General features: G+C 45.8%; 17 protein-coding genes. 5 read left to right on the top strand and 12 right to left on the bottom strand.

Annotated elements, in window-relative coordinates; translation table 11 throughout:
- The first annotated feature begins 41 nt into the window (after positions 1–41).
- On the top strand, positions 42–1988 hold the full coding sequence (locus ACI0FF_RS09515) for a PAS domain-containing sensor histidine kinase (protein ID WP_419796634.1): 1947 nt from the start codon (positions 42–44) through the stop codon (positions 1986–1988).
- Positions 1989–1994: 6 nt separating this feature from the next.
- Positions 1995–2384, top strand: a complete 390-nt coding sequence (locus tag ACI0FF_RS09510) for a response regulator (protein ID WP_419796633.1) — start codon at positions 1995–1997, stop codon at positions 2382–2384.
- On the opposite strand, the gene ACI0FF_RS09505 is transcribed toward ACI0FF_RS09510, so the two are convergent.
- Genes ACI0FF_RS09505 through ACI0FF_RS09480 form a run of 6 tightly spaced genes read right to left on the bottom strand, consistent with a single transcriptional unit; the run spans position 2374 to position 6975 of the window.
- Entirely contained in the window at positions 2374–3006 is a 633-nt protein-coding gene (locus tag ACI0FF_RS09505) for a response regulator (RefSeq protein WP_419796632.1), read from the bottom strand. The two genes, ACI0FF_RS09510 and ACI0FF_RS09505, sit on opposite strands and share 11 nt — an antisense overlap.
- Before the next feature lie 47 nt (positions 3007–3053).
- On the bottom strand, positions 3054–3656 hold the full coding sequence (bioD, locus tag ACI0FF_RS09500; protein ID WP_419796631.1) for a dethiobiotin synthase: 603 nt from the start codon (positions 3654–3656) through the stop codon (positions 3054–3056).
- Complete coding sequence (locus ACI0FF_RS09495; protein ID WP_419796630.1) at positions 3657–4415, bottom strand: methyltransferase domain-containing protein; 759 nt, start codon at positions 4413–4415, stop codon at positions 3657–3659.
- A gap of 3 nt (positions 4416–4418) precedes the next feature.
- Positions 4419–5042 carry an alpha/beta fold hydrolase gene (locus tag ACI0FF_RS09490; RefSeq protein ID WP_419796629.1) on the bottom strand — a complete coding sequence of 208 codons (624 nt, stop codon included), beginning with the start codon at positions 5040–5042 and terminating at the stop codon, positions 4419–4421.
- A complete protein-coding gene (bioF, locus tag ACI0FF_RS09485) occupies positions 5039–6211 on the bottom strand; it encodes an 8-amino-7-oxononanoate synthase (RefSeq protein WP_419796628.1) in 1173 nt (390 codons plus the stop codon). The genes ACI0FF_RS09490 and bioF overlap by 4 nt, the downstream gene beginning before the upstream one ends.
- On the bottom strand, positions 6208–6975 hold the full coding sequence (locus ACI0FF_RS09480) for an alpha/beta fold hydrolase (RefSeq protein ID WP_419796627.1): 768 nt from the start codon (positions 6973–6975) through the stop codon (positions 6208–6210). The genes bioF and ACI0FF_RS09480 overlap by 4 nt, the downstream gene beginning before the upstream one ends.
- 91 nt (positions 6976–7066) lie before the next feature.
- On the opposite strand from ACI0FF_RS09480, the gene hisI reads away from it, so the two are divergent.
- Positions 7067–7471 (top strand): phosphoribosyl-AMP cyclohydrolase, encoded by a 405-nt coding sequence (gene hisI / locus ACI0FF_RS09475; RefSeq protein WP_417821029.1) that lies wholly within the window; start codon positions 7067–7069, stop codon positions 7469–7471.
- Between the two features lie 3 nt (positions 7472–7474).
- On the opposite strand, the gene ACI0FF_RS09470 is transcribed toward hisI, so the two are convergent.
- Together ACI0FF_RS09470 and mnmC are read right to left on the bottom strand one after the other, a co-directional pair.
- On the bottom strand, positions 7475–8116 hold the full coding sequence (locus ACI0FF_RS09470) for a DUF1826 domain-containing protein (RefSeq protein WP_419796626.1): 642 nt from the start codon (positions 8114–8116) through the stop codon (positions 7475–7477).
- Positions 8113–10044 (bottom strand): bifunctional tRNA (5-methylaminomethyl-2-thiouridine)(34)-methyltransferase MnmD/FAD-dependent 5-carboxymethylaminomethyl-2-thiouridine(34) oxidoreductase MnmC, encoded by a 1932-nt coding sequence (mnmC, locus tag ACI0FF_RS09465; protein ID WP_419796625.1) that lies wholly within the window; start codon positions 10042–10044, stop codon positions 8113–8115. The genes ACI0FF_RS09470 and mnmC overlap by 4 nt, the downstream gene beginning before the upstream one ends.
- Before the next feature lie 87 nt (positions 10045–10131).
- Between mnmC and ACI0FF_RS09460 the strand changes: the two genes are divergently transcribed.
- Positions 10132–12417 carry an alpha/beta fold hydrolase gene (locus ACI0FF_RS09460; RefSeq protein ID WP_419796624.1) on the top strand — a complete coding sequence of 762 codons (2286 nt, stop codon included), beginning with the start codon at positions 10132–10134 and terminating at the stop codon, positions 12415–12417.
- Between the two features lie 2 nt (positions 12418–12419).
- On the top strand, positions 12420–14096 hold the full coding sequence (locus ACI0FF_RS09455; RefSeq protein ID WP_419796623.1) for a long-chain-fatty-acid--CoA ligase: 1677 nt from the start codon (positions 12420–12422) through the stop codon (positions 14094–14096).
- A 19-nt stretch (positions 14097–14115) separates the two neighbouring features.
- On the opposite strand, the gene ACI0FF_RS09450 is transcribed toward ACI0FF_RS09455, so the two are convergent.
- The 4 genes from ACI0FF_RS09450 to ACI0FF_RS09435 are packed head-to-tail and all read right to left on the bottom strand — an operon-like array spanning position 14116 to position 17461.
- Complete coding sequence (locus tag ACI0FF_RS09450; RefSeq protein WP_419796622.1) at positions 14116–14244, bottom strand: hypothetical protein; 129 nt, start codon at positions 14242–14244, stop codon at positions 14116–14118.
- 3 nt (positions 14245–14247) lie between these two features.
- Positions 14248–15891 (bottom strand): cytochrome c oxidase subunit I, encoded by a 1644-nt coding sequence (locus ACI0FF_RS09445; protein WP_419796621.1) that lies wholly within the window; start codon positions 15889–15891, stop codon positions 14248–14250.
- Between the two features lie 17 nt (positions 15892–15908).
- On the bottom strand, positions 15909–16640 hold the full coding sequence (coxB, locus tag ACI0FF_RS09440; RefSeq protein WP_419796620.1) for a cytochrome c oxidase subunit II: 732 nt from the start codon (positions 16638–16640) through the stop codon (positions 15909–15911).
- Positions 16637–17461 (bottom strand): SCO family protein, encoded by an 825-nt coding sequence (locus tag ACI0FF_RS09435; protein ID WP_419796619.1) that lies wholly within the window; start codon positions 17459–17461, stop codon positions 16637–16639. Before ACI0FF_RS09435 ends, coxB begins: the two co-directional genes overlap by 4 nt.
- Positions 17462–17473 lie beyond the last annotated feature (12 nt).

Here is a 17473-nt window from a genome sequence, read left to right as displayed (position 1 = left end):
TCGCAGATGAACTATTCAATCTCTATTAATATGTGGGAACAATGAATTCTACAAACAATAATGCGATATTAAAAAAAGAAAAATCATCCTATATATTGGATAGAGAAATATCACGCCGCAAGCAAATCGAAGATTGTGCAAAAATTGCAGGATTGGAGTGGGACATTGAAACAGGTGAGTTTTGGTGGTCTCAAAACCTTTATAAAATTGTAAATCTCGACATTCAAACCTTGCCGCCTTCTTTAAACGCATTAATCGGTCTTTTTCATCCCGGCGATCAGGCAAAGGTCCAAAAACATTTTGAAACCTTGTCTCAGCAAGGCGGTAGTTTCCGTTTTTATACACATACCTTATCGCGACAAGGCCAAGAAACTCCTGTTCTTCTTATGGCAAAAATGGATGCACAAACGCATAAAATGATTGGGTTTGTACAAGATGTCGGGACTGACTTTGAAGAACGGGAATCCTTACTCGAAACACTTGCAAAATATCGCGGAGTTATGTCTGGTGCAGGGGATGCCATCATTTTATTATCTCACGAAGGCAATATCATTGAAGGGAACCCAAAAGCCGCCGAGCTTTTTGAAGTTTTACCTGACAACCTTTCGCAACTGAGTGTCGACGATATCCATGATCAGCAAGAACTTGATATCATGATGGGATATTATCAGGGGTTCTTATGGGGACAAGACCAGTCGGTACGCAGTACTATTATCGGCAAAAAAGGTAAAAGAACACCTGTTGAAATTTCAGGGCGTTCAATCGAAATCGGCTCTCAGCAAATGCTTGTGGTTATCATGCGGGACATTACGGCCCAACAACAGGCCCAAAACGCCCTGATCCGCAGCGAGCAACGATATCGCAGTCTTGTTGATGAAGCCCGCGAAGGTATTATGTTGTTAACATCCGACGGTAATATTCTTGCTGTTAATCCCAAGCTTTGTGAAAGTACAGGATTGAAACGGTCTGTCCTGCTGCAAAGTAATTTTCGCGACATAACCGATTTCGATATGGAGATCAGCCCGACCGAAATCCTCATGGAAGCCAACACCCGATCCTCAGTTCATATGGAAGGCAATTTGCAGACCGCAGATGGCAGGCTGTTGCCAACAGGATTTAATGTCGCACGATATAAAGACCAAGGACAAATTCAGTTTATTGTAACGGCATACGACCTGACCAATGTGCGTTCAAGTGAAGAAGATCGACTGGAACTGCAAAAACAATTATTTCAGGCACAAAAACAAGAACTACTGGGTCAAGTCGCCGGCAGCCTCGCCCATGATTTTAACAACCTGCTTTCCCCTATTCTTCTGGTCAGCGAAATGCTGATGGAAGATGCACAGGAGGACCCCTTCCTTCATGGCAATTTGCGAAATATTCATCTGGCCGCAGAACGTGCACGCCGTCTTGTTCATCGTATTCTTACCTACACACGACCAGAAGAGAGCGAACCAACACGCATTGAACTTCGCCATGAAATGGAAGAGACACTCGCCCTCTTGCGTTCCTCAATTCCACAAACGATAAAAATTGAAGAAATCTGTGATCAGGAGAATTATTACAGCTTTGCCGACCCTGACCAAATTCATCAAGTCATTATGAATACGGGCATGAATGCCGCACAAGCCATCGGCGAAGAAAAAGGCGTTATCACCTTTGAAATGAGAAAAATCTATATTGATGAAAATTCGGAATTAATCAGTCGATTTGAAATCCCGGAAGGCGACTATGTCACCCTTTGCATCAGCGACACAGGTCCCGGCATTCCACAACATATTCTCGATGAAATTTTTGATCCTTTCTTTACGACAAAAACGCAAACAGATGGATCTGGACTTGGCCTTTCGGTTGTTCGCCAAATTGTTGAAAATCATGGTGGTGCCGTCGAAGCTATTCCTTGTGGAGGCTGCCTCTATACAAGTCAAAGCGATGACCGGAATATAGGTGCATGTATTTGCATATACCTTCCCCTGTTAAAGGAATAACCACCCGTGACACATACTTTTTCCCTTAAAGCTTTAATCGTGGATGATGAAGATCTGGTCCGCAATGCCGTTGCGATGGTATTAAGGCGTAATCAATTTGAAGCAACTGCCGTTCCTTCAGGAGAAAAAGGGCTAGAAGCCTGTAAAGAAAATGCCTTCGACATTATTTTGACGGATCTATTTATGCCTCAAATGGACGGCGTAGAATTCATTCAGGCATTACGTGCAGACGGGATTACAACTCCGATTATTACGTTTACCGGAGGGGCACGCGTCGGACATCAAAATTTGTCAAATGAGGCAATGAAAGCCGGTGCCTGCCTTACCTTGCGCAAACCCGTCAATAAACAACAACTACTTGATGCAATCACAACAGCTTTAGAACTTAGCCGGTAAAACCACTTCTCAAAGCCAGACCAACCGCTTGCGTACGACTGGATACGCCTAATTTTCTAAACACGCCTTTTAAGTGCGCCCGAACGGTAACTTCCTGCAATTCCAGAATGCTGGCAATCACTTTGTTGGAATGACCTTCGACCAAATACTTCAAGACTTCACGTTCTCGGGTCGTTAATTCGTCAAAAATATGCGAATCGGTATCATCTTCAATTAATTCTTCTTCGGTCGAACAGATCACAGACGGGATAAATTTTTCACCGTGCAAGACCAGATTAATCGCATTAATCATGGCCTGCCCACCGAGTGTTTTTGGAATAAAACCCGAAGCGCCTTTGTCTATACAAGCTAAAACGTCCACCCGACGATAAGCCCCGGACATCACCACAACGGGCTGTTTCCCTGCAAGGCTCACAATCTTTTGTACGCTATCCAAACCAGAAACACCTGGCATCTTCAAATCAAGTAAAATCAAGTCAAAATCATTGCCTGCACGCAATTTTGCTTCCGTTTCTGGAAGGGTTTCTGCCTCAACAACTTGAATGTCCGGTTGCAGTTTATTGAAGATCAACTTAATCCCTTCTCGAAAGAGACCATGGTCGTCTGCCAATAAAAATTTCATCTATCCCATCCTTCTAAGCCGGATATGCTGTTCGTTATCCTGATACGTCAGATATCGAAGATCGGTTTTTCTATTTCTGAAAAATTCAGTTCTTCAATATACGGAATTTCCCCTAGAATACGCACCTTGCCAAATTGTTCAATGGCATTTTTATTGTCTGGATTTAATGGACCGTTCAACACAACCCCCTTTACGGGTATTTCGCAATCTCGCAACGCATGCAGCGTTAACATCGTATGATTAATCGTTCCTAATCCACTACGGGCAACGACAATGACTTCACAGTTCATTTGCTTGATCAAATCAATCATTAAATCCTGATCATTGAGCGGAACAAATACACCACCGGCCCCTTCAATGACAAGCGGCGCATTAACCTGCGGCTTGATAATTTTTGCCAGATCAATTTCCACACCATCGCGCCGCGCGGCCTCATGCGGTGAAAGCGGTTCACGTAATTCATAAGCGCATGGCAAAATTCGTTCGGGGGCAATATTCCCGATATTCTGCACCGTTTCTTTATCTTCGATATCGATAATACCGGACTGCACAGGTTTCCAGTAAAAGCCGTCAAGTTGCTGGGTTAAAAGTGCGGACACAATCGTTTTGCCAACATCCGTGTCTGTACCCGTTACAAAATAAGTTGTCATTTATGCCTCTTTAGTAATTGTGCCAACCAGAATGTCATAGGTCATGGCGCAACTTCCGTTTTCTTCCAACGCCTTGATTACTTTTCTCATTTGTCCCGGCAATAAAGGTTGGTAGCCAGACTGCGGTGCCTGTGCCCCGATCGCCTTTAACGCCCGCAGAAAGGCTAGACCGTTCTCATAAGGCTGCAGGCGCTTTTGACGAGCAAAACTCACCTGATACCCTTTAATGGCAATTTTTTGCATATCTTCAAGCAAAGGGTAATCATGCAATCCAACCGCCATGCCTTGTTGATTTAAGTTATCGCGCCATTGCTGAAAAGTTTCTTGCCCCAAGGTGGTAAAAATCAATCGTCCGTCAGGTTTTAATAATCCACTTAAACGTTTTAAGGCGTTTTCCAAATCCAAAAACCATTGAAATGCCAAGCTACTGACGATTAAATCAAATTTCTTCTCCAATGCGGGATGTTCACCATCCATCACCTGATAGGAAACACCATCACCAATGCGCGCCCGGCAACTGTCCAACATATCCGCTGACAAGTCTGTAATCAGCCAATTGGCCTGCGGAAATAAAGTCATCATTTCTTGCGTTAAGAAACCTGTCCCGCAGCCGATTTCCAGACAATCGGCAGGCTGTTCAAGGTGCAACCCTTGAATCAGCTCAGCCAAAAATCCAGCCGTCCATTTTTGAACGGGGGCATCTTTTTCATATGTGTTTGACGCTTTGCCAAACGACTGTGCAATAAGTTTTTTATTCACGAATTATCGGTCCAAAAATCGGCGGATGTCTGCAGCCAGTTTTTTTTCTTCCAACAGGGGCAGCAGATGATTGCCCCCTTTATACCAGATTACATCCTTACCGAAAGAGGCACGTGTTAATTTTTCAGGAACGATCCTGTCTTTGTCTCCGGCGATGATCAATTTATCTGCTTTCAGGTTTTTAAACTTGGACCGGATATCACAATCGCGCAAATATCGAAGTCCTTGTGACAAAGCATCCCTATTTGCTTTAGCAGGATAAACAGGATCAATCCCACCGCAATTTTTCATAAATTCCGTCCAAACCGTTTCCGGTGTGCGGTCAAATTGACGGATCATGCGTTCCAGCATCCGTGGGGCCACACCATCCAACCAGTCCTCATCACAACAAAATTTGGTAAACCCATTAATCGCAACAACGGCTTGGCAATTCGGAACTTGTTCAACAACCCATGCCAGCCCCATTGAATGAGTAATATAAACGGCATTCGGATCATCTATCGAATGAACGTCCCCTAGAAATCCAAGATTAACATGCTCACTTGAAAACTCAGATAATTCTGTTGCTAACCCATTCCAAAATTCAGGTCCAAAGCCCCAACCGTGAACGAAAACAAGCTTCTTCATCGGGCAAAACTTTTCACAACAGCACACAGTTTGTCGATATCATCGGCATTATGGGCCGCACTCAGGGCAAAGCGGATACGGCTTGTTCCGCGCGGTACGGTCGGAGGACGAATGGCGATCCCCAGAACACCTGTGTCTTCTAGAGCTTTTGCCATTTCCAATGTACGGTCTTCTTCTCCAATAATCAGGGGAATAATCTGTGTCGTCGATCCACCGACATCAAATCCACTTTCAATAAAGCTGTCGCGAACCTTTTGTGCATTTTTCAACAGAGACTTACGTGCCTCATCTAATTCCGGCACCAGTTCCAAGGCTGCATCCATCGCGCCCAAAACGGCGGGTGGTAAGGATGTGGAATAAATAAATCCTGTACATCGGTTCACAAGATAGTCTTTCACCGCCTTTGAACAAACCAAATAGGCGCCAAAACCGCCCAGTGCTTTTGAAAACGTCCCCATCTTAAAAGCGACATTTTTTCCAGCACATAAACCAAAACCACGATGACCCAGCACACCTGTTGCGTGGGCTTCATCCAGATAAAGCTGCGCACCATATCGGTCTGCCAAGGCAATCAACGCGTCCACATCGCTTTGGTCGCCGTCCATACTGAAGACGCTTTCACTCAGGATAAAACGATCACCGGGCTTATCCTGATGTTTTTGCAACAGTTCTTCCAGATGGTTCAAATCATTATGACGATAACGAATTTGGCGCACGCCAGCGGCCTTTAATCCATGATGCATGCTGGCATGATTTAAACGATCACAAAACACCAAAGGCTCAGCACCGAGAATGTCTTTATCAAACAAGGCGGTTAAAATTGCAGAATTCCCTTGAAAACCGGAATTAAAGATCAGGGCCGCTTCCCCACCCTTGGCAGCAATCAAGCGATCTTCCACCTGTTCGTGCAGTTCCATGGTGCCGCAAACAAGGCGTGATGCCATAGAGCCGGTCCCCCAGCCTTGTGACCATTCACAAGCCCGTTCAATCAACAAAGGGTGTTGTGCCAGTCCCATATAGTTGTTGGAAGAAAAATTAATAATATCGCGCCCATTTAACCGCGTATGACCGTTCCGGGTTTGACCAACTGTGCGCAAATGTCGACGCAAGCCTTGCGTATCAAGCCCATTTACGTAAGCCGACAGCTTATTGTTGAATGTATCGCTCATGGCAAAAAATCATAAAGTGCGTTCATAAAATCATGCGGCTTTTCAGCATGAACCCAATGCCCGGCGTCTTCAATCGTTTTAAATTTCACCTGCGGGAATAAATGGCGGATCAATTGATGATGAGAAGACTGTACATAATCCGATTGCGCCCCGTTTATAAACAAGGTTTCGCCCATATATTTGCTATCCGGTCGAATGGCGGGCACCCCGCCAATGGTTTCCATTTCACGGCCCAAGGTTTCCAGATTCACCTGCCAACGTAAACCATCGGCTGTTGTTTCCAAATTCCCCAGTAAAAAGGCGCGAACCGCTGGGCTTTCAATCACATCGGCAATTAAGGGATCAACTTCACTACGGCGTTTTACCCCAGTTAAATCCACAGACTGTAATTTTTCCACATAGGATTTAAACGTCATACGCGGATATTTTACCGGGGCGATATCAGCAACCACCAGACGGTCCACCCGTTTTGGTGATTTCAGCGCCGTGGTCATGGCAACTTTCCCACCCATTGAATGACCAACAATGGCGACCTTGTCCAAACCGCGTTGATCCAGAAACTCCACTACATCTGCTGCCATTTCCGTATATGACATCGTATCCGTCCAAGGACTGGATCCATGATTGCGTAAATCGAGCGTTAAAATACGGTATTTACGCGCCATTTGTTTAGCGATGGAATTCCAGTTCTTGGCCGCACCAAACAACCCGTGGAGGATAACGACCGGGTATCCTTCGCCTATATCTTGATATGCCAGTTCCATAGATGGTTTTGCCTTGTCTCAATCACGCTCTTGTCCTATTTAGAACATAGATACTTATTCGCCAACCCTTCTCTTTTAAAGGTTTTATATCATGTGTTCGAAAACAGACAGTCCCGAAAATATCGTTGATGCGCTGAAATACAACAGCGACGGCCTCATTCCGGCGATTGCACAACAACATGATAGCGGTGAAATCCTGATGATGGCCTGGATGAACAAAGAAGCCGTTGCCGAAACCTTAAAAACAGGTCGTGTTTGTTATTATTCCCGTTCGCGCCAACAATTATGGCGCAAAGGCGAAAGTTCCGGTCAACAACAGGAACTTATTGATTTTCGTACCGATTGCGACAAAGACACCGTTCTTGTCAGCGTCAACCAAACCGGTGTTGCCTGTCACACAGGGCGACGTAGCTGTTTTTCATGGGCAGCGCGTGACGGCAAAATCGAAACCGTAGAAGAAGTTATCGTCTCCCCCGACGAGCTTTATAAAAAATAAGATTTAGATGCCAATCCGGCGGCGTTTAGAATGGGGTTCAATCGTCAAATAAAACGGTTGGTCCCCATTTGTTTTTGCGCACCACTCAACAGGGCCTTCATACGATTTTCCGCGAAACAGCATCACACCATAGGGGCTGACGCTACGCTCATCACTGTCTTTGGGTTGGCGAAACGTCACATCCAATCCGCGATAACTAATGATCATTTTTAAGGCTGCGGGATCAGATTGAAAGTCGGTTGGCAATGCGTCACAAACCCGGATCCGATAATCGCGTGATCTTGATTGGGTGATCATAACCCGCATCCAATTTGCGATATCATTGATCAAAAATTTCCGACGTAAATCATCTACATCATCGGCAATCGGCAAACAATTGACTAACTCATTACGTAATCGGCTTTGCGCGCAAACTAAATCTTTTACTTTAAAAACATCTTCTAGTGCATTGTTAAAAAAAGTCTCTATCGCACGTATCGGGCGACGCCGTAGAACCACACCATTGACTTGCGCATCATGAATTGCTTTCCAGTGACTATCATGTCGGCAATCAATCACCATCATTTTTTGTGGTTGCCCACCCCCGTTACGGGGGCGTAAATTTTTCATGGATTGCGGGGAAACAACGCTCGGGCGAAGGGTCATGTCAAACGGTCCTTTCGAATATCACGAATAAGAAAACGAGCCGGGTGCAAGGCCTCGCGAAAACTGTTTTCCAATGGACAAGGTGTGCCGGAAATATAAGCGGCAATCACATCCGCCAATAGAGGCGCAGTTTGTACACCACGCGCACCGAGACCGCAAATGGTATAAAGCCCGTCAACATATTGCGCATCTGAGAAAGTCTTTCCTTTGGGGCCATGTTTCAAATGGGTATAGGCCTCTTTGTACCATGCCTCCTCAAAAACCGGACCGACAATTGGCGTATGGTCCGGCGTCATGGCGCGGATGGAGGCCCGCCCCCCTTCAACTACAAAATCCATATCGGGGAAATAATCACGCAATTTATTACGGTTCTTTTCATGACTTTTCTCGGTGACCTCACGATAACTTTTATCAAAGAAATCCGGCCAATGATCAAAAGTTGCCCCGACAATATGCTGTCCGCCTTTGGCAGGAATGAAATAACCGCCGCAAGTTAAAGGGCATTGTGTTTTTTCGCTTTCTTTCGTCGCACGTACATAAGACACCTGCCCGCGCCGCCCCCGCATAATCATCTCACTAAAGGGGTTCAGCGCTGCGTTTTCACCTGCTGTTGCCAACACAACCGCATCACCTTCAAACACGATTTCCTCGCCCGATTTAAGCTGCCAGCCATTTTTACAACGGGTCAAAGCGGTAATATCCGTATTAAATCGCGTTTGCATATCCGCACTCAAGGCCTGACACAGGGCGGAAGGTTCCACATATCCTGCTTTGGTAAACCATAACCCGCCGCGCGGCACAGTCACACCAATTAACGCACTGGCCTCTTGCGCCGTGACAAGGCGCATATGATCCGGTGGCAAAATCTCTTTTTCCGTCAGCAATTTTAATTTTAAACGATCAGCAGTATCCTGTTCCATCTGAAACAGGCCGCGCGCACCTTGCCACGGTGTAACATCAAGATGATCATAGTAATAAAGCGCATGCAGGTACGTTCGGACATTAAACCAACCTTCCTGCGTTAATCTTGGTTTGACCAGACCTAACCGATTACCGGACCCTTCTTGCCCTGCCCTGTCATTTCGATCAAACAAAGTCACATCATGACCATCTGCGATTAAACGTCGCGCTGTTGTGCATCCAGCAATCCCTGCGCCAATGACCGCTATTTTTTGTTTTTTAAATTCTTTCTGCGGTTTGCTGAACCACGGTGCAGGCTGTCTTTTTTTATTCTCTTCAAACACACCGATCAAGCTGTCGCGTTTTCGCCCAAACCCCCGGCGTTTTGACATATCAAATCCCACATCACGCAATCCCCGTTTAACAAAGCCTGCCGCTGTAAAGGTGGAAAGAACGCTTCCTAATCTGGACAAGCGCCCGATTTGTTCAAAGACGTCGTCGCGCCACATTTCAGGGTTTTTTGCAGGTGCAAAACCGTCCAGATACCAAGCATCAATTTGCCCGTCCAATTCTGCAAACATATCAGCAGCATCCCCAAGCATCAGGGTCAGCTTTACCTTGCCACTTTCCAATACGATATGATGAAACCCGGTAGTTAATGTTGGATAATGGTCCAAAAATTCTGCTGCAAAGGGGGCAAGGTCGGGAAAGTTTGCATAGGCCTGTTTCAATTCTTCCTTATCCAACGGAAAAGCTTCCACCGAAAAATAGCTTAACTGACAATCTGTTTTACTTTCTTTCCAGACTTGCCACGTCAAAAGGAAATTTAACCCGGTCCCAAATCCGGTTTCTGCAATGTTAAACGCCTGTTTATCCGCAAGTGCTTCTGGCAGACCGCAACCATGTACAAAAACATAAAGAGATTCCGCAAGGCCATCATCCACACTGAAATACACATCATCAAAACGCCCGGATACAGGGGTTTTGTTTTCTTTCCAGCCCAATTGTGCAGAACCCAGTTCTTTCATTGCTATCTTACTCAAAAATATGTTGTTTTTACAGCCCCCCTCCCTACATACTAACACAGGGGAACTATGGAAAGGGTCAATCCCGACATGCAACATTTCAGCCCGCCCGATATTAATCCGCAAACCTATGGCTGGTCCGTGCGTGCTTTTTCAACGGTCAAGCGTATGCTTGGGGTTAATATCAAACTTCATGCCGATGGCAATCAGGTCGAACAGGGGCATATTTTTCTGTTCAATCATTTTGCCCGCTTTGAAACCTTTATTCCCCAATACCTGATTTATCAAGAGCAAAAAGCCTATTGCCGTTCTGTCGCTGCGGCTGAATTCTTTAGCGGAGACGAACGTTTCACCAATTATTTGCATGCGGTCGGTGCCCTACCCAACAATATGCCAAACCTGTTACCTGTGTTGGCTAAAGATATCTTGCGCGGGCGCAAGGTTATCATTTTCCCCGAAGGCGGTATGGTTAAAGACAAGAAAATTCTATCCGCCCAAGGGGATTATTCGGTTTTTTCCCCAACTGCTCTTGAACGCAGAAAACATCACAGCGGCGCGGCCCGTCTTGCTCTTGTACTTGATCAATTCAAACAAGCTGTTCAATGCGCCCATCAACGCAATGACCATAATCTTTTAGAACATTGGGTCGAGGAAATCGGTCTGGATAGCGTAGAAACATTGCTGGAACGTTGCCACGAACCCACACGGATTGTCCCCAGCAACATCACCTTTTACCCCATCCGCATCACCGAAAATTTCCTTAAAAATAGTGTTGAACGACTAACCGGTAAACTTCCCAAAAAATATGCCGAGGAATTGTTGATTGAAGGAAACCTGATGCTAAAGGATACCGATATGGATATCCGCATGGGCAAACCAATTGAAATGGCAAAATTTTGGACATGGTGGGAAAAAATCGTTGTTCGTCAATCCGTTGAAGAAATCACCGGACTGAACGATTTATTTGCCATGGGACCACAAAGTGATCAATTCCTCAAACGTCTTGCGGGAACCCGCCTTCGTCATAAAACCGAACAAGTGCGTGATCAGGTTATGGAAGATATGTATCGCCTTGTGACGGTCAATCTTTCCCATATCGCCTCGGCCCTTATTCTGAAATTTCTGGACCGGGGCATTGACAACCTGCCTCAATCAGATTTCCTGCATGTATTGTACCTTGCGGCCCGTTATGTCAGCCATGAACAAGGGATTCATTTGCACAGATCCCTTTTATATGCTGAAACATACAGAAACCTGCGAGATGGACATTGCGAAGAAATCAAACAATTTTTGACATCGGCGCAGCGGGCAAACTTGGTCGAAATTAAAGACGACAATATCCATTTCTTACCCAAGCTTAAGCTTGAGCACGATTTCCACAATGTGCGTATGGAAAACCCGATTTGTGTTTACGCCAACGAATGCGCCCCTGTCGACGGGATTAAAACGGCAATTCATCACGCCCTAAACCATAAACAGGCATTAACACTGGATCATTGGGCGCAGTACTTTTTTGAAGACGAAGTACAAGCTTATCGTCAGGCAAAAGAACGCTTTAGCGCCCCATCCTATGAAGAGATCAATGCCCAACAGACAGCGACAGCCGATGCCACTCCCTTTTATCTTACCCCAACAGGGGAAGACGTCAAAAAAGCCTCTGTCTTATTGGTTCACGGTTTTTTAGCCTCCCCTGCAGAAATGATCGGTCTGGGACATCAATTGGCAGATGAAGGGTATTGGGTTTATGGCCCCCGCCTTGAAGGACATGGGACATCACCTTGTGATTTGCGTGATCGAGGGTGGCAAGACTGGATGCGTTCACTCAAACTCGGATACGATCTTTTATCCATGCGCAGTGAAAAAATAATCATTGTCGGGTTTTCAACAGGCGGCGCCTTAACCTTGCGATTTGCCGCAGAACACGATCCAAAACTTGCCGGAATATGCGCAATCTCCACCCCTTTGCGCTTTGCCAACCCAAACTTGATGTTTGTCCCCCTGATCCATCATGCCAATCGACTGGCAAAATGGTTGGCCGCACAAGAAGGGATCCTGCCCTATATCATCAACGAGTCCGAACATCCGGATATCAATTACAAACATATCCCCATCCGGGGCTTGCATGAATTACGCCTGCTGGTCGATGAGATGGAACAAAACCTTTACCGTGTAAAATGCCCGACCCGTTTAATACAAGGCGATCAGGAAAAGGTTGTTAAACCAGAAAGCGCACGCCTGATCCGTGATAAAATGGCAGGTACAACGCCGGAACTTATCATGGTTCCCTCAACCCGACATGGTATTGTGACGGAAGATATCGGCGGGACACGACAGCACATTATGGATTTCGTCAACCGCATTGAAAGGAAGTTGTGATCATGCCCGAACATAGTTTTCCTTGGTTAAAAGCTTATGCCAATGGTGTGGATGCTGAAATCACACAAGACATGCGCCCCTTGCACGCTTTTTTCGAACAAGCTTGTGCTGAATATAGTGATCGTCCCTGTCTGGATTTTTTAGACCGCAAGTACAGCTACAGCGATATTGCCGATCTGGTTGGACGGGCGGCCAAAGGGTTTCAGCTTCTTGGCGTTCGTCGCGGTGTAAAAGTCGGCCTCTGCCTGCCAAACTGCCCTTATTATGTCATTTGCTATTACGCCATTCTGACTGTGGGTGGAACGGTGGTCAATTACAACCCGCTTTATGTCCGAAAAGAATTGGAATTTCAGGTCGAAGACAGCCAAACAGAAATCATGGTGACATTGGACCTGCAACAACTATACCCCAAGGTCAATGAGCTGATCGACACGACACCGCTTAAAAAAGTCATCGTATGTTCGATGAGTGATATTCTCACACCGATGAAAAGCGTGTTGTTCAGTGTTTTCAAACGTAGTGAAATTTCCCCTTTTGAAAAAGACCTGCAACATATCACCTTTGATGACTTAATTAAAAATGACGGTCAACCGGATCCGGTTTCTGTGGATGCAAAAAAAGATGCTGCCGTTATCCAATATACTGGCGGAACAACCGGTGTCCCTAAGGGCGCTGTCTTAAGCCACGCCAACCTTGTTGCCAATTTAAAACAAGTTCGCGCCTGGTTCCCGGATGTTCATAAAGGTCATGAACGCATTTTATGTGTGTTGCCCTTCTTCCATGTCTTTGCCATGACAGTAGAATTAAATCTGGGTCTTATGAGCGGTATGGAACTTATCATGGTTCCGCGCTTTGAATTAAACGCTGTCCTCAAATTAATTGATGAAAAACATCCCACCTTATTTCCTGCTGTTCCCACCATATATACAGCTATTGCCAATCATAATGACATTGATGATTATGATCTGACATCCATTCGTTTCTGTATCAGTGGCGGTGCTGCCTTGCCCCTTGAAACCCGCAAGAAATTTGAACGTCTGACCGGCTGTTCTCTGGTGGAAGGTTATGGTTTAAGTGAAAGTTCACCTGTTGCCACCTGCAATCCAATTGGCGGTATTTCTAAAGAGGGATCTATTGGTGTGCCGCTGCCCTCCACTGAAATTATTATTCGAAGCATGGAATCACCCTATGATCCTGTCCCAAGGGGCGAAAAAGGCGAGATTTGTATTAAAGGCCCACAAGTCATGATCGGATATTATCACCGCCCAAATGCCACAAAAGAAACATTTCACGGGGATGAATTGCGAACTGGTGATGTGGGATATATGGATGAAGACGGTTATATTTTCCTGATTGACCGGGCCAAGGATTTAATCATTTGTTCCGGCTATAACGTCTTTCCGCGTGCGATTGAGGAAGCTATCTATCAACACCCGTCCGTGGCCGAGGTCACCGTCATTGGTATTGATGATGAATATCGCGGACAAGCCCCCAAGGCCTTTGTCCGTTTAAAAGAAAATGAAAATATCAGCGAAGATGATCTCAAAACATTTTTAAGGGATTATCTGTCCCCGATTGAGCGTCCCCGTCATATTGAATTTCGCGATGAATTGCCCAAGACCATGATCGGAAAGCTTTCAAAGAAAGAACTGGTGGCAGAAGAAAGGGCCAAAAAATGACCCTTTCTTCACCCCCTCCTCAGGGTCCAAAGAAATAGACCCTGACGTAAACCCCGATATACGCCGCCAATGCAATTGCCACTAATAACAAGGCAACCTTGGTTTTGGAGGGTAAATTGGGTTTTTCATTCATTGCATGTTCCCTCATGATTTACTCCGCAGGTTTTGCCGCACCGGGAAAGCCCGGATCGGTCGTTGCTTTCAGATTAGCTTCACGATCTGCATAGCCATAAGGCGACCAATCGGCCGTGACGGTTGGCGGATTGGGGAAATTCCCGGCTTGTGGACAGTTTGGTGCATGGGTCCATTCCAGTGAACATGACTTCCACGGGTTTTCAGGCGCAACCTTGCCCTTGAACGCACAGATAATCCAGTTCAGGATGGTCACCGACATACCCGCCGCCACCATAAAGGCCCCAAGGGTTGCCACCTGATGATAAGGTTCAAACTGCGGGAACATCTGATAATCCCAATAACGGCGTGGCATGCCTTGTGCCCCGATGATAAACAGCGGGATAAAGGTCACATGAACCCCGACAATATTTAGGATAAAGCCCGTCGTTGCCCATTTACCATCGGCATAACGTCCAAACATTTTGGGGAACCAGTAATAAATCCCGCCAAACATGGCAAAAGCCGAGAACATCGCCATAATGAAATGGAAATGTGCATGGACAAAAGACGTTTCAGACAAGTGAACCGTAATCGCCGTCAGGGCCAAGGGAATACCCGTTAATCCACCCGATAACACAAGGAACAAACATGATATCGCATAAAGCATCCCGGTATTAAACGTAATCGCGGCCTTATAAAGTGTCCCCCACATGGACATAACCATCAACCCCACCGGGACCGAGATCAACAAGGTTGTCACCATTTGTCCAATCCGTAACCAATCCGGCATACCGGATACATACAAATGGTGCACCCATACGAAACCTGAAATGCCGACAATCCCCCAAATACCGCCGTAAACACAGGCCTTGTAGTTAAAGACCTGATTTTTGCACATAGTTGTAAAGATTTCGAACAAAATACCCACTGCCGGCAAGAAGATAACGTAAACAGCAGGATGCGAATAGAACCAGAACAAGTTTTGATACAGAAGAACATCACCGCCGGCTTCAGGGTTAAAGAAACCTGTCCCCAAATATTTATCAAACAGCAACATGGTTACGGCAGATGCCAGAACCGGGATAAAAACGAGCTGTAAGACAAACGCGGCAACTGTCGTCCAGGTAAAGATATTCAACTGGTTCCATCCCATACCCGGCGCCCGCATGTAAATCACAGTAACAAGGAAGTTCACGGCACCTAGTACAGAACTAAATCCCAATAAATGAAGAGTGAAGACATAATAAGCCGTATTCCCCACTGTTGTGATTGAGTAAGGCGGATAGCCTGTCCACATGATGTCCGGCGGGTCAGGGATAACAAAACTCAGCAACGCCAGAATAATCGCACCATAAAACAACCAGATGGAAAAGGCATTAATGCGCGGAAAGGCAACATCCTGCGCACCGATCATCAAAGGCAGAAAATAATTGGCAAAAAAGCCTGTCAATCCAGGAATAAGGAAAGCCAGAACCATCGCGGCACCGTGAAAATAGAGCCATTGGTTATATTCATTGGGGTTATCAGTAATGGTCGGTCCCAATTGGGACTGTTCCAGACGGATCAACAACGCCATCATCCCGGCAACCACAAAGGCTGTCATGGACCCGATGAGATACATGATCCCGATCCGTTTATGGTCTGTTGTAAAGAACCATTCTTTGAAAGTCTGCATGCTCATTTGATGTGCATCCTCCCTCAGCTTTGTGTGTTGTTGGGTAAGGAATTGGCGTTTGCCTCTTCCTTGCGTTGATTAAGCCATTCGTCATATTCATCCTGTTCCAGAACGCGAACGGTGGTGTACATCTCAGCATGTGCCGTTCCGCAAAATTCCGTACAGGTATGCACATATTCACCGGTATTTTTGGGGTTGAACCAAACATAAGTGACCCGCCCCGGCATAACGTCTTCTTTGACACGAAATTCAGGTATGTATAAAGAATGCAAAACATCTTCCGATGTCATTCGCAGAACGATCGGTTGCCCTTTGGGGACCACGAGTTCCTCTGACACAATCTCCTCGCCATAATCGAATTCCCAGTACCACTGATATGCGGTGACCCGTATTTCCTTGGCGTCATCGGGAATGCGTCGATAGTCATTCCACAATGTCCAGCCTTTTGCAGACAGGAAAAAATCGTCCGCCATAAATATGGATGCTGGTATTAAAGCCCAGGCAAGGGCGGCTGCCGGCGTTAATTTCGGTCCCTTCCCTACTTCATTTTCATTTTTTGCGCGATATTTCCAAATCATATAAATCGCGGCAACGCTGAAAATCACACCGATCACTGTAAGATCGACAATAATTTCATACCAAAGATGATCCCAACCTGCTGCCGGGTCTCTCTCGTACCCCTCGTCTTGCGCGAACGCTGGTGCTGCTGCGAAAATACCCAACAGGGCTGCAGCTTTCCCTAAAAACGTCCTCATGCCTTATCCTCCCTTTTCTTCTGCCTGCGCTTAAAGGCAAATACCGATGTTCCCAAGGCACTGATGCCAACAAACAACGAACCAAAAGCTACAAACATGGGAATATTGAAAACATAACGACCTTCTTTGTAGTTGTAACTGTAACACAAAGAGACCGCATAATTGATTATCTCACCGGGTTTGAAATTCCCGCTTCGGGATTCCAGTACAGCAAGTTCAATGTCACTTTTATCAATGTCGTGTGCGTATAGAATGCGCGCCAAACGCATTTCCGGGGACAAGATCATATAGACCGTCGGATGGTAAAATGTTCTATCCTGCGGGGACCAAAAGAAACGAAAATCAAAACGATCAGTAAAAACCATAATGCGTTCACGATCTTCGGGATGCACCACAGAAAAAGTCCATCCATCTGCAATCCCCTTATCCAGCCCAACGTTCTTTCTAAAACGTTCAAGCGTTTCTAATGTATCATTCTTGTCAAAAGACAGCGTAACAACATTAAAGTCTTTACCCGGTTTTAATCGTCCATCTTTTTCTAACTGGCTGAGACGTTCCCCCAGTTCAATATTGACTGAGGAGCAAACGCCATCACAGCTGTAATAGGATAAAACCAAAACAAGTGGCTTGCCTTCGTAATCGTCAAAGGTAAAAGTTTCACCGTCCTGATTTAAAAAAGAAAAACCTTTTTTGGGTTTTAGTCCCAGAACTTTGGCTTCGGTAATACGCAGTGCTTCCGGGTCAATGTCTGAATCAGGAACCCGAAAAACCTGCGTTGCCATTACATTCGATTGAAAAGCCAACAACAGAACAACAGACACGGCCAAAATGCT

It is taken from the genome of Terasakiella sp. 4MB5A, assembly GCF_050058155.1.
Lineage (GTDB): Bacteria > Pseudomonadota > Alphaproteobacteria > Rhodospirillales > Terasakiellaceae > Terasakiella > Terasakiella halodenitrificans.
This window is presented reverse-complemented; position numbering and strand designations above follow the sequence as displayed.